Source organism: Bacillus paranthracis, assembly GCF_024296885.1.
Taxonomy (GTDB): Bacteria; Bacillota; Bacilli; order Bacillales; family Bacillaceae_G; genus Bacillus_A; species Bacillus_A paranthracis.
On record NZ_CP101135.1, the window covers coordinates 2,006,713 to 2,022,005 of the forward strand.

Genomic DNA, 15,293 nt, shown 5'->3' on the forward strand with positions numbered 1-15,293 from the left:
AGGAGTGATAAAATGGCTAATTTTGAAGATTTTTTAACTTTGGATTTACGGATTGGGACTGTAACACATGCAGAGGAATTTAAAGAAGCGAGAGTTCCAGCGATTAAACTAGAAATTGATTTTGGAGAGCTTGGAATGAAGCAGTCAAGTGCTCAAATTACGAAGAGATATAACCCAGAAGGTTTAATCGGTCAGCAAATCGTTGCTGTTGTAAATTTTCCGCCAAAGCGTGTAGCGGGATTTAAATCAGAAGTACTTGTTTTAGGAGGAGTACCTGAAGAGGGTGATGTCGTATTACTGCAGCCTAATATGGAATTACCAAATGGAACAAAAATTAGTTAATGTAAAGGCGGGGGAACATGGATATTGGACGCGAATACGTACAGTGTGCCATTTCGAATTTTGAAGCAACAAAGAAACAAGGGGAACGGGTGCTTTCACAATTATCATATGAACAGATTGAATGGTCTTCTCATGAAGTAACAAATAGCATAGCAATTATAATTAAGCATCTGCACGGTAATATGCGTTCTAGATGGACGGATTTTTTAACATCTGACGGTGAAAAAATAGATCGTAACCGAGATGCTGAATTTGAAGTTGGTTATTCTTCTAAGAAAGAGGTACTCGCAGCATGGAATGAAGGTTGGGAATATGTTTTTAAAACGATGAATGCACTAACGTCAGAACATTTATTGCAGACGGTATATATTCGCGGTGAAGCACATACTGTCATGCAAGCAATTGAAAGACAAATTTCTCATTATGCTTTGCATATTGGACAAATGATTTACATTGGTAAAATGTTAAAAGAAAATGAGTGGGAATGTTTAAGTATTCCTAGAGGAAAGTCTAACTTTCATTTAGAGAAAAAACGTTCAACATAATAATAGGAAAGAAACCGATATAAAATTGGAAGTAAGAAAACAAGCCAAATGATAGATGGCTCTACAGTCATAAGAATGCTACCAACAATCAGCCCATATATAATAAGAAAGAAATTAATAAGTGTATTCACAGGGATAAATCGTGAGATAAAAACTTGCTGTCGTTTAAAACAATCACTATGAAATACATAAAAGCGGAAGTACCATGTGGTAGTAATAAGATCTTTCTTTCGCGTAATTCTTTTTTTGCATGTATGACAGATGAACGGTGGTTGCATTTCATTGCGCTCCATTTTCTATATTTGTAATCATGTAGGACAAAAGTAGGTACAAAGTGTATATCCCTATATACGCTCCTGATATAAGAAAAAATGGATTTAGTAAAATCCCATGAATACTTGTCATAAAAACTAAGTCTTGTATTAAAACATCATATATATGAATAGAAATGATTGTACCGAGTACATAAAGTGCTAGATATGCTGAAATATGTAACACAACACGGATGGTAGGATGCTTAGCAAGCCAATAAAAAATAAATGATAGTACAACGGGGAGTGTTCCTATTAGTAGTTTCAATTCATTTCACCTCATTAACAATATAGCCTGAATTTAGACGGTCTATTCTCTAGAGCTTGTACATAACTTGAAATAGAGAGGTGATAGTATGAATCGAGACTTTTTTTATGTGAAATTCACGAGTGTACGTAAGTTAGTATTATTTATTATTGCTACAGTACTAGCGACTTTTTTTCTTATTAGTATGATGGTAACTTCTATGAAAGAGACAAAGTCAACGTATTTATATAATTGGTTAAATGAGTTATCAATGAATGGTTACATGTACGTTCTTGGGAAAGAGAATCATTATTTTACACAGGAATATAGAAATTTAAATCAAGATTTTTCAATATCTTCGTTTCTCTTTTCTATGGCTACGAATATTCGTTTTAACGATGTACGCAGTTTTGTCGGTAAAGAGCTACCTGGTTTCGGTAAGTACGATACAGAAATTGTTATTGCGGGTGAAGGAACAAATTATTCTAACTTGCCTATAGAGTCGAGCGTTCCACTTGAAGAAGTAGTAAAAGAACGGACTGGAGAAGGTGGACAGGCTCAAAAGCCGGATACGAATAAAGAGAAAAAGCAACCAGCTCAAACGACAGGAAAACGACAAGTTGCATTTATTTATCATTCGCATAGCTGGGAATCTTATTTGCCATTATTGAATTTAACAAATGATCCAAATCCGAATAAAGCCACAAGTTCCGTAACGAATATTTCAATAGTCGGCGACCGATTTCGTGAACAATTAGCAAATGAAGGAATCGGAGCAACTAACGACAAGACTGATGTTGGTCAAAAGTTGATTAGTAAAGGGTTAAATAGTAATAGTTCTTATAAAATGTCACGGGAAATTGTACAAGAAGCAATGGCCGGCAATAAAGAATTACAATACTTCTTTGATTTACATCGTGATAGTGCTCGGAAAAATGTCACGACAAAAATAATCGGTGATAAATCATATGCGAAGCTTGCGTTTGTAGTAGGGAAAGGTAACAAAAACTATGAAAAAAACTTGCAATTAGCAACGGCTTTACATGAGACGATTAGTAAGAAATATCCAGGTGTTAGTCGTGGTGTCATTCAAAAAGGATTCCAAACAGGAAATGGTGTCTACAATCAAGATTTGTCAGGACAAGCGATATTAATTGAAGTTGGTGGCGTAGATAATACAGAGGAAGAACTAAATCGATCGATTGATGCGTTAGCTAAAGCGTTTGGTGAATATTTCTGGCAGGCAGAAAAAGTGAATGGATAAAGTGAAACAGAAATGAATGCGAGAGTCTGAAAAAACGTGAGTGTAAAGCTTGCGTTTTTTTGTAATTAATGATGCGTCACAGAATAGACATAATTTGTCGATGTTATAGTAAGATCGAAATTTGTCAAATTATACTGGGAGATTTACAAAGGGATTTTCGGGAAAGTAGAGAAAATCTTTTTACAAGGAAAGCTTTTTATTATGAAATTGGTAGGGTGATTGAAGTGATTAGGGAAATCAAAGTAGAAGATGCAGCATCATTTTTGCAATTAAGTAAGCAATTAGATGAAGAAACAAAATTTATGTTGTATGAACCAGGAGAAAGGAAATTCACAGCCGAGCAACAAGAGCAAATGATTCAGCGCTTTGTAGAAAATAAATATGCAACAATATTGGTAGCAGTTGAAGAAGAGAGAATAGTAGGGTTTATTTTAGTGAATGGAAATCATATTCAAAGAAAGAGACATGTAGCAAGTATTGTAATTGGGATTTTGCAAGAGTATAGTGGGCGAGGTATTGGGACTAGATTGTTTAAAGAGGTCGAGAAGTGGGCAAGATTACATGATGTATGGCGTTTAGAATTAACGGTAATGGCCCACAATACAAGAGCTCAGGCACTATATAAAAAAGCTGGATTTGAGAAAGAAGGTGTCAAAAGAGCTGCTCTTATTATCGATGGAGAGAACATCGATGAGTATGAAATGGCCAAATTATTAAAATAAGAGGTCGTTATATGAAAAAAAGATGGATACTACTTGGTATCGTAGCGGCGATACTCATTGTTGGAGTAGCGGGAATCAATTATAAAATGTATAAGGATAAGCAAGCGCGCGAGGTGAATGTAAATAACATATTTCCGAAAGCGAAAGAAACGATTGCGAATATGGATGGAGATATTGCGGTAATTAGTAATCCGAATTCACTGCTTGTGCTTGTGAATAAAAGTAGGCGTTTACCAGACGGGTATAGACCGCCAGATTTAGTTATTCCGAAAGTGCGCTATTCTAGTGAAGGTGATCAAGAAAAGAAAAAAATGAGGAAAGAGGCGGCCGGTGCGCTTGAGGAAATGTTTCAGCAAGCGGATAAGGAGCGTGTTTTCTTATTTGCAGTCTCTGGATTTAGATCTTTTGATCGGCAAAAAGCGTTAAATACAATGTATAAAAAACAAGATGGAGAAGCCAAAACGGCAATGTCGAGTGCAGTTCCTGGAACGAGTGAACATCAAACAGGACTAGCTATGGATATCACATCACAATCTGCTAAGTTTCAGTTAGAGACAATTTTTGGTGAAACGAAAGAAGGGCAGTGGCTTTCTGAAAATGCCCATAAATTTGGTTTTGTCATTCGATATACAAAAGAGAAAGAATCGATTACGGGCTATCGATTTGAACCATGGCACGTGAGGTATGTGGGAAATCCACAAGCTACATATTTATATGAAAATCAACTAACACTTGAAGAAGTAGCGCAGTGAACAATTGAGGGGAGAGAAGGATTATGACGGTGTTATATAAGAAGAAAGTACACGCATATGTGACAAGAGAAAAAGAAGGAGCTATGCAACTGCTTGTTTTTAAACATCGTGATACACCTGAAGCTGGTATACAAGTGCCAGGGGGAACAGTTGACGAAGGGGAAACGCTAGAAGCAGCGATTTTACGTGAAGTACAAGAAGAGTCTGGGTTACGTCATTTATGCATAGAACGATTCCTAGCTGATTACATCATACATGTGAAAGAAAAAAAGGAATATCAAAAACGTCATTTCTTCCACGTAACATTACTAACAGATGTAAAGGATAGTTGGGAACATATTGTAAGTGCCGGTGAGGAAGATGAAGGCTTAGTATTTTGCTATGAATGGATTGATATTGCAAAATGCCCTGAATTAGCGGGGAAACAAGGTGAGTTTTTACATTTGTTAGATGAGGTATACGTGCAGTAATAATAGGGTCTGAGGCGAAGGTGAAATCGTTTCAGACTTTTTTTATTTTTCAGGAAATAAAAGGTTTTTACATCGGTAAGTTGAATTCTTATAGAGGGATTGTAGTTGTATATGTGAGGAGCGGAGAAAATGAAAAAGTAATTGAGATATGCTATTAATAAAGGTTTATAGAAGGAGAATAAAAATGGAGATTCAGTTCAATACACTACTACAAAAAGAATTAACAATTCATGATATACAAAGAGCGATGGAAGATGGAAAGTTAACTTCAAAAGAACTAGTTATGTATTACCTTCATAGAATCGCAAAGTATGATCAAGATGGACCGGAAATTAATTCTATTTTAGAAATCAATCCAGACGCCATCTTTATTGCTGAAGCGTTAGATTATGAAAGAAAGATTAAAGGTAAAAGAGGTCCATTACATGGTATACCGGTTTTACTTAAGGATAATATTGAAACGAATGACTCTATGCATACAAGTGCAGGTACAATTGCGCTAGAACAACATATAAGTAGTGAAGATGCATTTCTCGTTACGAAGCTGCGAGAAGCAGGAGCAGTGATAATAGGGAAAACAAATATGACAGAATTAGCAAATGCAATGTCATTTGAAATGTGGGCTGGATATAGTGCAAGAGGTGGGCAAACAATAAACCCTTACGGTACGGGTGAGGATGATATGTTTGTTGGTGGCTCAAGTACAGGATCTGCCATAGCAGTTGCTGCTAACTTTACAGTAGTATCGGTTGGAACAGAAACAGATGGTTCTATTTTGAGTCCAGCTGTTCAAAACTCTGTAGTCGGTATTAAACCGACTGTTGGTTTAATTAGTCGTAGAGGTATTATTCCGTTCACATATTCGCAAGATACAGCCGGCCCATTTGCTAGAACAGTAACAGATGCTGCTATTTTACTAGGGGGGTTAACTGGGGTGGATGAGAGAGATGTAGCTACTCGTAAAAGTGAAGGGATAGCAGAACATGATTATACAAAGTATTTGGATGTTAACGGTTTAAATGGAACAAAGATTGGTGTATATAACAACGCACCAAAAGATTATTATAAATCTGGTGAGTATGATGAGAATTTGTTTAAGGAAACCATTGAAGTATTACGTAGTAAGGGTGCGACAGTAGTAGAGGATATTAATATTCCGTCTTTTCATAGAGAATGGAGCTGGGGTGTATCGCTTTATGAATTAAAGCATAGTTTAGATAACTATCTTTCGAAATTGCCTTCTACTATACCAGTCCATTCTATTTCAGAGTTAATGGAGTTTAATGAAAACATAGCAGAAAGAGCTCTGAGATATGGACAAACTAAGTTAGAAAGAAGAAAAGATTTTCCTAATACGTTAAGAAATCCACAATATTTAAATGCAAGATTAGAAGATATATATTTTTCACAAGAACAAGGCATTGATTTTGCACTGGAAAAATATAATCTTGATGCGATTCTATTCCCTTCGTATATAGGTTCCACTATATGTGCGAAAGCAGGTTATCCGTCTATAGCAATACCTGCGGGATATATGGATAACGGGAGACCATTTGGAATTACGCTTGCAAGCACTGCTTTTCATGAGGGGACTTTAATTAAACTCGCATACGCTTTTGAACAAGCGACAAAGCATCGGAAATCTCCTAACTTATCATAAATAAATAGGGCAGGAAATCCTGTCCTATTTATTTTGTTCATTAAAGTGACATGTTTTTTTGCTTTGTCTTATCATATTTTAATAAGTTAAATGATAAACAAGCAGAGCACAATATAAGGATTGAAGCGAGAATATAGATCGTACGAACACCGAACAAATCGGTAATAATGCCAACACTCAGCATAGAAAGGCCAGAAGCTGTTGAGAGAAGAGCGCCGTGAGCTGTATACATCTTTGATAATAAAGATGGAGCGACGCTGGATTGTAAAACAGTTGTTTGAGAAATATCTCTAATTTGGTAACATGGGCCCATTAGAATGCATAGGAACAGCGCAATATATCCGCTACTTGTTATACCATATAAAAATGTAAGAATACTAAACAGAAGAGAGCCTATCGCCATAGAGCGTATTAAATTGTTTTGAATGTATGTACTCATTTTCCACGCTAATAGACCGCCAATTAACGTCCCAACATAATAACTTGTATTAATAAATCCCCACCATTCTTCTCCTTTATGAAGGACAGTTGTTACATAAGCCATCGTAATAGCACCGATCCATATCGTCCCTGCAAAAGTTTCAATTAAGTCCATACATGTAACAGTACGGAGAGAAGGGTTTTGAAATAAGAGCTTCCAACCTTCCAATAAAGTATCATCTTTTGAAGAAGAAGGCTCTATTACTCGTTCAGTATGTATGGATCGTAATGAAAAGTGTAGTGCAACACATCCGAAAATCATCAAAATATTATTCATCATGAGTGTAGAAGAAGCACCGATAAGAAGCACAATAACACTTGTAAATGAATAAGCAGCGGCTTGTGCAATTTGTGTGGAAAAGGAAAAAATACTATTTACTTTTACTAATTTTTCTTTCGGTGTAAGGCGCGGAAGAATACCGTATAGTAATGGAGCGCTCCAGCCACTACATAATGAAATGAAAAAAATGAAAATGAATAGTACTACAATGTTTGTGGAAAGGACCGGGAATAATATCATGAATAAAAATAATAGAGCAGTTTTTATCCATTGTAGTGTAAACAGTAATGAATAAGATGGAAAACGATTCATTATAAGTGGTGCAGATGTATTTGCTATAAGATTAGTTATGACTTGTAATAATGGAAAAAGAGCAGTTAATGTAGCTGATTTCGTTGTAATATACATATCAGTTGTAATAATCATTACGTATACGATGTCAGCGAGAGTAATGCATATTTTCGATCCTAAATAGTAAGTCAATGAACGTTTTTGCAATAAGTACACACCCTTTCTGGGGAAATATGACAGTAGTTATAATAATTATAATTTGAAAAATAAATTTTGAAAGAATTAAATTTTTTGTCACTTTTTGAAAGGGATTTTCATGTATAATGAAGAATATATTAATATAGTATTTTAATAATACTCATTGTAACAGTGAAAATGTACAATAGCTTGTAGTAAGCGCCCATGTATGAGAAAGGGCGGATAAACCATTCTTTTCTTCATATACATATAGAAAATGAGAAAGAAAGTGAGGGTTGCAAATGGCTGCTTGGGTAATTTGGTTTATAATAGCTGGTATTTTATTTATTGCGGAAATGCTGTCGATTACATTTTACATGCTTTGGCTTGGAATTGGAGCTGTTGTCGGAGGTCTTATTGCTTTGTTTGTTCCTGAAGCACTACTGTTACAAGTTGTTGCTGGTGCGATTGTAAGTTTAACATTGACTTTCTTTACGAAAAGAATATCAAAAAACTTTCGGGAAGCAAAAGGTTTTACTGATACAGTAGATATGCTTGCAGGTAAAAAAGGGATTGTTATGCAAGCGATTACAAACGAGGCGAATGGCATTGTGAAAGTGGATGGAGATACTTGGACAGCTATTGCAGATGATCCAATTGATGCCGGAGAAAAAGTTATTGTTATAAAGAGGCATAGTACTATATTACAAGTAAAAAAGGAGAGTGAATAAATATGGTAGCATTAACGTTAACGATTATTTTTGCACTAATTGTTGTTACATTTATCGCATTAACAATTAAAATTATTCCACAGCAAAAAGTTGGAGTCGTTGAAAGATTTGGTAAGTTTCAGCGGGTTATGCAGCCGGGATTAAATTTATTAATTCCGATTGTGGATCGCGTTCGCGTATATCACGACTTGCGTATTCAACAAACGAATGTACCACCGCAGAAGGTAATTACGAAAGATAATGTACAAGTGGAAATTGATACAATTATTTTCTATCAAGTCGTTGAACCGGAACTTGCGACATATGGTATTTCGAACTATGAATACGGTGTACGTAACATTACTTCAGCAACGATGCGTCAAATCATTGGTAAAATGGAACTGGATGAAACGTTATCTGGTCGTGAAAAAATTTCAACAGAAATTCGCTTAGCACTTGATGAAGCTACAGAAAAATGGGGCGTTCGCATTGAACGTGTTGAAGTTGTCGATATTAATCCGCCGAAAGATGTGCAAGCATCAATGGAAAAACAAATGAAAGCAGAGCGTAATAAACGTGCGATCATATTAGAAGCTGAAGCTGCAAAACAAGATAAAGTCCTTCGTGCTGAAGGGGAAAAGCAAAGTAAAATCTTAATGGCTGAAGGGGATAAAGAAGCACGTATTCGAGAAGCAGAAGGTATTAAAGAAGCAAAAGAATTAGAAGCGCAAGGGGAAGCAAGAGCGATTGAGGAAATTGCAAAAGCAGAACAAAATCGAATTGAATTACTTCGCGAGGCGAATTTAGATGAACGTATACTTGCTTACAAATCATTCGAATCATTAGCTGAAGTTGCGAAAGGGCCAGCAAATAAAGTCTTTATTCCATCTAATGCAATTGAAACACTTGGTGCTCTCGGGGCAATTGGTGAAATTTTTAAAGAAAAACAAGCGAAGAAACTGCCTTTAAATAATACAGAAAAAGAACAATAAGAGTGAAAAAGAGAAATGGGATACCATTTCTCTTTTTTATTATAGAAAATTCAGAGTATGATATAATGGAATTTTTCGGATATTAAAAAGGGGAGTGAAGAAACATGCAAATACTACTAATACGCCACGGAGAATCAGAAGCTGATATCTTAAACGTACATGAAGGACGAGCTGATTTTGAATTGACAGAAAAGGGAAGACAGCAAGTGCAAAGGCTTGTACAGAAAGTGAAAGCAGATTTCCCGCCAGATTTCATTTGGGCAAGTACATTAAAACGGGCTCGCGAAACAGGTGAAATGTTAGCAGAAGGGATTGGATGCCCAATTCAATTAGAAGAGGAATTAATGGAGTTTAATAATGGAGTGCAAGCAGGTCTTTCCTTTGAAGAAGCAAAGAAATACCCAGAGCCAAAGTTCCTTCATGATCGTTTTGAAAACGGGGAATCATTTATTGAATTTAGAATGAGAATAGAAGGAATCTTTTCTAAAATCGTGACAGAGAATACATATGACCGAATTGCAATTGTTGCACACGGTGGTGTAATAAATAGTCTATTACGTGCTTTTTTCAAAATGCCCATTTCAATGGACTATTATTTTAAAATGGGAGATACGGGAATAAGCTTAATTGAAATGGATGGCGAACAAAAAACAGTACATTTCATTAATGATACGAATCATTTGGACGGGATGTAAAGATCTATGTACAAAGTAGTATTTTTTGATGTTGACGGTACGCTTTTAAGCGAAATTGATAGAAGTATGCATGAGAGCACAAAAGAAGCAATACAAAGATTAATAGAAAAAGGGATTCACGTAGTTGTTACAACAGGGAGACCATATAGCTTATGTTCGCAATTTAAGAAACTAAGCATAAATACGTTTATTTCTGCAAATGGTGCACATATCAAGTGTGGGGAATCAGTTATACATAAATCAGTACTTTCAAGTGAAATTGTACATGATATCTCAGAGTTTGCAGAATTACATGGTCACGGTATTTCTTATTTTACCGAGGATTTTGCAATGAACGGAATAGCCTCGGATAATGAGCGTGTAATGCAAGCGCTTAGCGAGACGTTGAATTTAGAGAAGTATCCAGAAAAAAGCAGAGATTTGTCAGAAGAAATCTATTGTTTATGTCTGTATGCAGATGAAATAGAAGCTCAAAAATTTCTTGAAAGATATCCAGCACTTACGTTTGAACGTTTTCACGGTTACGTTATGAATGTGTTGGAAGATAATAAAGTATCAAAGGTAACTGCAATTCAAAAGGTATTAGAACACCTAAACATTTGCAAATCAGAAGCCATTGCTTTCGGCGATGGTAGAAATGATATTGAGATGTTAGAGTATGTAGAATTAGGTATTGCGATGGGGAATGCTGGAGAAGAGTTAAAAACAAGAGCTGATTTCGTTACAAAGAAGGCGAGTGAAGGTGGTATTTTATTTGCCTTAGAGAAGTTTCATATCGTCTAACATACCTTTATTGAAATAAAGGTATGTTAGGATCTTTTATATGCTCACATAGTAAAATATGAACTTGTCCACGATGATGATAAAAGTGTGTAACAATTTCTAGCAACCATTCAAAGCGTGAATAAGAAATACCCCAATAAGCAGTCTTAATTTCTGCTAATTGTTCATTGGAATAAGATAAAAAAGTTTTAGAAAGTAAATCGTAGCCCTGTATCATCGTTTGTTGTATTTGCATAATTGTTTCGGGTGTTTGTTCTTTATAGAAAGTATGTAACTCTTTTTCTGTAATACCATTTAAAATGAGTAAATCAGCATGGCAAATAAGAGAAAGATGTGCACATATTTCAAATAATGATCGCTTCGAGTGAATTGGTTGTATTTTTAATTCGTCTTCTTTATATCGGTTAAGCATTTGAATAGAAGTATCAATAGCAACTTTAAGTTGATGCAATGCAGATTGTACAAACATTGTAATTCTCCTCTTCTACGTATATAATAGTTTCTTGAGGGTATTATATCATACTCAAAATTCCGAAAATTCTAGTAGTTTGACTAGCATATTGAAAAGTATTATATTGTAAAAGGTCATATGAAACGTGAAATAGAATGGAATGCAATTATTGAGTTAGGAGTTAGACCAATGAGTTTGAAATATGGAAGAGATACAATTGTTGAAGTTGACTTAAATGCAGTAAAACATAATGTAAAAGAATTTAAAAAACGTGTGAATGATGAAAATATTGCAATGATGGCTGCTGTAAAAGCGAATGGATATGGTCATGGGGCAGTTGAAGTTGCAAAAGCTGCTATTGAAGCAGGAATAAATCAGCTTGCAGTTGCATTTGTAGATGAAGCGATAGAGTTAAGAGAAGCAGGAATTAACGTGCCGATTTTAATTTTAGGCTATACGTCAGTAGCATCTGCGGAAGAAGCAATTCAATATGATGTAATGATGACTGTTTATAGAAGTGAAGATTTACAAGGTATAAATGAAATCGCAAACCGTCTACAAAAGAAGGCGCAAATTCAGGTGAAAATTGATACAGGAATGAGTCGCATTGGTTTACAGGAAGAAGAGGTTAAACCATTTTTAGAGGAATTAAAACGTATGGAGTATGTAGAGGTAGTAGGAATGTTTACACATTACTCTACGGCAGATGAAATCGATAAATCATATACGAATATGCAAACAAGTTTATTTGAAAAAGCTGTCAATACAGCAAAAGAATTAGGAATTCATATTCCATATATTCATAGTTCAAATAGTGCAGGTTCAATGGAACTTAGCAATACATTTCAAAATATGGTTCGTGTAGGTATTGGAATTTATGGAATGTATCCTTCAAAAGAGGTAGATCATTCAGTTGTTTCTCTGCAGCCTGCGTTGTCGTTAAAATCAAAAGTAGCTCATATTAAGCATGCAAAGAAAAATCGCGGTGTAAGTTATGGGAATACGTATGTAACGACTGGTGAAGAATGGATTGCCACTATACCGATTGGTTATGCGGATGGCTATAACCGTCAGTTATCTAATAAAGGGCATGCATTAATAAATGGGGTTCGAGTACCTGTTATTGGTCGTGTTTGTATGGATCAGCTCATGTTAGACGTTTCAAAAGCAATGCCAGTACAAGTGGGAGACGAAGTAGTATTCTACGGTAAACAAGGCGAAGAAAATATTGCAGTAGAAGAAATAGCGGATATGTTAGGTACAATTAACTATGAAGTTACATGTATGTTAGACAGAAGAATTCCACGTGTATATAAAGAAAATAATGAAACGACTGCTATTGTAAATATACTAAGAAAAAACTGAATCGTTATGATTCAGTTTTTTTATTTTTGACAAATGAAAAATGTTCTATTTGTACCGTGTGATTGAATGTCCTTAAAACCTACGGATTCTAGCAAAGAAATTATTTCTTCATTGGAATAACAAGCTTCTTCAAATGAAAAGTCACTTCTTGTCCAATTATTATCTATATCATGTTGAAATAGTATAAAGTTCATGACTGCTTTTTTATTTTCATTATCATATGTAGAATCAATCATACAAACATATTCATCCGCTGAAATATGAAATGAAGCACTCCAATTTTCAAGAAATCCTTTTTCCATATTCATATCAAATACGAATGTACCTTCGCTATGCAATACGGAGTAGATATTATGAAAAACACTTTTTAATTCATCTAATTTCAAAATATGGTTTAAGCTATCGCCAGTAGAGATAACATATTGAAATTGCTCATTTATATTGAAATAGCGAGCATCATCGACGATAAAGGCTGCGTCTGGAGCGTTTTGACGTGCGTATTCAATCATTTGAGCAGAACCATCTATACCAGTTACTACAAAATGATTATCAATTAATTTCTTAGTAAGGTGACCAGTCCCGCAGCAAAGATCTAAAATATGAGAATGTGGTGGTGCATATTGTAAAATGAGTTTTTCCAAAAGTAGATAGGAGTGTTCAGCATAATGCCCCCAATGTTTATTATAAATGGATGCGAAAATATCATAATCAGAATATATTAGTTTTTTAGACATATGTATTTACCCCGAAATTCTTTACATTATAATAGTCATGCTTCGCTTTCATTTCAAAACCACATTGTGTATATAGTTTTAAAGCATTGTTATTTTTCGTTTCGACATCTAATTTAATTGTTGAAGCTCCTTTTGTAATAAGGGTATGTATCATGGACGTAAGAATATCTTTACCGTATCCTTTCCCTTGATAAGAAGGGTGAACGGCGAATCCTGATAGTGTAGTAGATTGGTCTTCTTTAGAAACTGTAATTGTTCCTATCACTTTTTCATCGATAAGAGCACTGTAAACTTGATGGGAAGATGAATCCATCATCTTTTGTAACCATGTAGCGGTGTTTTCTACTGAATCTCCAAACGCTTTACTAGAAATTTCAATCAGATCAAGCAGTGATTTTGAAGATGCAAGAGTAAGTTGTATAGCATTCTTCGTTCTTTTTTGCGCTTCATTTGCTTTGAACTCCATACTATATTCACTATATAAATAAGGCAGCTTCATATGTATTGCAAATGCTTTCCCAGAAGCAGACTCCCCATTCATAATAAGAAGAGCTTCGTCTGCCTCTCTTAATCGTATTTCTTTCATTGCGGTTTGTAAAAGAGTAGTACCTATATATTGTTTCCTATAGTTCGGATGAACAAAGCCTATTAACTCAAGTTTGGTAGGTCTTTCAAAGTCATACATACTTAATGCACCGACTAATTGAGTATCGTCATAGAGTAAAAAGTCATGTATCTCTTCTTTATTACGAGCAGTTAAAAAGTTTACATGTAAATCTGACGAGTAATCAATTTGATCGTGTTGCCCGCAAATATGAGCTAAATCTTTCATTTGTTGTATTTCACATTCTGTTAAAGAACACTTTTTCTGAATTTCCATTTCATAACCCCTCACCTTCGAATTTAAAAATAGGATGGATGACTTAGCCACTTTTCTAATTCCACACTGCCCTGAACAGATAATAAACGGTACAAATATCGATAAGGACGTCTACATGCTACAAGATTAGGAATAGGCATGATGGTTTCATAACCTTGTTTAAAAGCATGAGCTTCCTTTTCTGTAAATACATATTCTAAGCCGATAAAATCAAATTCTCGGGGAGCAACTGCATAAGCTTCTGTATCTACTAAACCTGTAATAGTTGTACCATCTGATAAAAACTGAGTAGGGTCCATATCAATTAAAACGAGCGTTTCTTCCTTTGGTACCGGTAAGGAAGAAAGTTGTTGTTCAAAAGTAGGAAATGCGTTACGAATGCTCGCATTATCGGAATAAAACCTATTTACAAGTTCTTTACTGACTTTTAATATGTGAGACTTACATTCTTCTAGTGGAATTTGGAAAGTACCTGATGGATTTCCTATAAACTTTGCTTGAAACGAATGAATTTCTGCTAGTCCTTTTCCAAGACTGAATAAAATTGAATTAGATTGTCCGACAAAGGATTGCAGCGTACTTCCTGTTAGTTTTTCGACACTAACATACTTCCGGCCATTTAAAACATGTTTTTGCAAAATAGTGGGGATGGGCAAGTTAGTATGCTTTTTCAATAATTCGTGTATATGCTCTAAATGATGTACGTTCCTTGGATCGATTCCAAAAAGGTTTTTACATCCCCACCAAAAATCATTGTTTGGTTCTTCAGTCATTTTTGAGGAACGAACAATAACTTCTTCAAATGCTGTTTTAACAAGAAACACATCGCTTGCATGTTCTTCATAACCTGGGTGTAAAGTTTGAATAGATAAAATAGGTGAAGCGAATAGTTGTTGTAGCATGAAATCGCTCCTTTTTCTGTAAATTCGATAAATTTATTATATAACAGAATAGGTTGCAAGTGGATAATGATAGGGACAACATAGAATTTAAATAAATTTACGGTGAGAAATCAGTTTGGAAATTATATTTTTCTACTTTTGTATGAATTATCAAAATAATGTTTTTGATGATAAATCTGTAAAAATACCCAAATATAAATCTCATATTTTTCAGTAAATGAAGAGTTAAGCGCACTTTCA

The 15,293-nt window shown here is 34.9% G+C and carries 19 protein-coding genes; 12 read left to right on the forward strand and 7 right to left on the reverse strand.

The features are described 5' to 3' along the window. The first annotated feature begins 12 nt into the window (after nucleotides 1–12). Both csaA and NLJ82_RS10195 read left to right on the forward strand, forming a co-directional pair. Complete coding sequence (gene csaA, locus NLJ82_RS10190) at nucleotides 13–342, forward strand: chaperone CsaA (RefSeq protein ID WP_001263034.1); 330 nt, start codon at nucleotides 13–15, stop codon at nucleotides 340–342. 17 nt (nucleotides 343–359) lie between these two features. Continuing rightward, entirely contained in the window at nucleotides 360–887 is a 528-nt protein-coding gene (locus tag NLJ82_RS10195; protein ID WP_000351111.1) for a DUF1572 domain-containing protein, read from the forward strand. Here NLJ82_RS10195 and NLJ82_RS10200 read toward each other — a convergent pair. Together NLJ82_RS10200 and NLJ82_RS10205 are read right to left on the reverse strand one after the other, a co-directional pair. Further along, entirely contained in the window at nucleotides 860–1,165 is a 306-nt protein-coding gene (locus NLJ82_RS10200; protein WP_002091944.1) for a hypothetical protein, read from the reverse strand. The genes NLJ82_RS10195 and NLJ82_RS10200 overlap by 28 nt on opposite strands. Before the next feature lies 1 nt (nucleotide 1,166). Beyond that, entirely contained in the window at nucleotides 1,167–1,466 is a 300-nt protein-coding gene (locus NLJ82_RS10205; RefSeq protein WP_000770754.1) for a hypothetical protein, read from the reverse strand. A gap of 88 nt (nucleotides 1,467–1,554) precedes the next feature. Between NLJ82_RS10205 and spoIIP the strand changes: the two genes are divergently transcribed. The 5 genes from spoIIP (at nucleotide 1,555) to NLJ82_RS10230 (ending at nucleotide 6,313) form a co-directional block, all read left to right on the forward strand. Continuing rightward, nucleotides 1,555–2,709 carry a stage II sporulation protein SpoIIP gene (gene spoIIP, locus NLJ82_RS10210; protein WP_001078044.1) on the forward strand — a complete coding sequence of 385 codons (1,155 nt, stop codon included), beginning with the start codon at nucleotides 1,555–1,557 and terminating at the stop codon, nucleotides 2,707–2,709. A gap of 224 nt (nucleotides 2,710–2,933) precedes the next feature. Beyond that, nucleotides 2,934–3,431, forward strand: a complete 498-nt coding sequence (locus NLJ82_RS10215; RefSeq protein WP_000617586.1) for a GNAT family N-acetyltransferase — start codon at nucleotides 2,934–2,936, stop codon at nucleotides 3,429–3,431. A gap of 11 nt (nucleotides 3,432–3,442) precedes the next feature. Beyond that, nucleotides 3,443–4,183 carry a M15 family metallopeptidase gene (locus NLJ82_RS10220; RefSeq protein ID WP_000747654.1) on the forward strand — a complete coding sequence of 247 codons (741 nt, stop codon included), beginning with the start codon at nucleotides 3,443–3,445 and terminating at the stop codon, nucleotides 4,181–4,183. A 23-nt stretch (nucleotides 4,184–4,206) separates the two neighbouring features. Then, entirely contained in the window at nucleotides 4,207–4,653 is a 447-nt protein-coding gene (locus NLJ82_RS10225; RefSeq protein WP_000217579.1) for an NUDIX hydrolase, read from the forward strand. A 184-nt stretch (nucleotides 4,654–4,837) separates the two neighbouring features. Next, a complete protein-coding gene (locus NLJ82_RS10230; RefSeq protein ID WP_000405429.1) occupies nucleotides 4,838–6,313 on the forward strand; it encodes an amidase family protein in 1,476 nt (491 codons plus the stop codon). 40 nt (nucleotides 6,314–6,353) lie between these two features. Here NLJ82_RS10230 and NLJ82_RS10235 read toward each other — a convergent pair whose 3' ends face one another. After that, nucleotides 6,354–7,571 carry an MFS transporter gene (locus tag NLJ82_RS10235; protein ID WP_001172133.1) on the reverse strand — a complete coding sequence of 406 codons (1,218 nt, stop codon included), beginning with the start codon at nucleotides 7,569–7,571 and terminating at the stop codon, nucleotides 6,354–6,356. A gap of 272 nt (nucleotides 7,572–7,843) precedes the next feature. Between NLJ82_RS10235 and NLJ82_RS10240 the strand changes: the two genes are divergently transcribed. The 4 genes from NLJ82_RS10240 (at nucleotide 7,844) to NLJ82_RS10255 (ending at nucleotide 10,721) form a co-directional block, all read left to right on the forward strand. Further along, a complete protein-coding gene (locus NLJ82_RS10240; RefSeq protein WP_000741991.1) occupies nucleotides 7,844–8,272 on the forward strand; it encodes an NfeD family protein in 429 nt (142 codons plus the stop codon). 2 nt (nucleotides 8,273–8,274) lie between these two features. Continuing rightward, nucleotides 8,275–9,243, forward strand: a complete 969-nt coding sequence (locus tag NLJ82_RS10245; protein WP_000226259.1) for an SPFH domain-containing protein — start codon at nucleotides 8,275–8,277, stop codon at nucleotides 9,241–9,243. A gap of 104 nt (nucleotides 9,244–9,347) precedes the next feature. Further along, nucleotides 9,348–9,938 (forward strand): histidine phosphatase family protein, encoded by a 591-nt coding sequence (locus NLJ82_RS10250; protein ID WP_001166461.1) that lies wholly within the window; start codon nucleotides 9,348–9,350, stop codon nucleotides 9,936–9,938. Between the two features lie 6 nt (nucleotides 9,939–9,944). Further along, entirely contained in the window at nucleotides 9,945–10,721 is a 777-nt protein-coding gene (locus NLJ82_RS10255) for a Cof-type HAD-IIB family hydrolase (RefSeq protein ID WP_000278959.1), read from the forward strand. 7 nt (nucleotides 10,722–10,728) lie between these two features. Here the strand turns inward: NLJ82_RS10255 and NLJ82_RS10260 are convergent, their stop codons facing one another. Continuing rightward, a complete protein-coding gene (locus NLJ82_RS10260) occupies nucleotides 10,729–11,190 on the reverse strand; it encodes a DinB family protein (RefSeq protein WP_000497998.1) in 462 nt (153 codons plus the stop codon). A 171-nt stretch (nucleotides 11,191–11,361) separates the two neighbouring features. Here NLJ82_RS10260 and alr point away from each other — a divergent pair, with 171 nt between their 5' ends. Continuing rightward, nucleotides 11,362–12,537 (forward strand): alanine racemase, encoded by a 1,176-nt coding sequence (gene alr, locus NLJ82_RS10265; protein WP_000054188.1) that lies wholly within the window; start codon nucleotides 11,362–11,364, stop codon nucleotides 12,535–12,537. A 20-nt stretch (nucleotides 12,538–12,557) separates the two neighbouring features. Here the strand turns inward: alr and NLJ82_RS10270 are convergent, their stop codons facing one another. From NLJ82_RS10270 to NLJ82_RS10280, 3 genes are read right to left on the reverse strand one after another with little or no spacing between them, the layout of a single operon-like run. After that, nucleotides 12,558–13,271, reverse strand: a complete 714-nt coding sequence (locus NLJ82_RS10270) for a class I SAM-dependent DNA methyltransferase (protein ID WP_000038488.1) — start codon at nucleotides 13,269–13,271, stop codon at nucleotides 12,558–12,560. Beyond that, on the reverse strand, nucleotides 13,264–14,151 hold the full coding sequence (locus tag NLJ82_RS10275) for a GNAT family N-acetyltransferase (RefSeq protein WP_000405444.1): 888 nt from the start codon (nucleotides 14,149–14,151) through the stop codon (nucleotides 13,264–13,266). Before NLJ82_RS10275 ends, NLJ82_RS10270 begins: the two co-directional genes overlap by 8 nt. Before the next feature lie 23 nt (nucleotides 14,152–14,174). Next, nucleotides 14,175–15,053 (reverse strand): hypothetical protein, encoded by an 879-nt coding sequence (locus tag NLJ82_RS10280; protein ID WP_000941351.1) that lies wholly within the window; start codon nucleotides 15,051–15,053, stop codon nucleotides 14,175–14,177. Nucleotides 15,054–15,293: the final 240 nt, after the last annotated feature.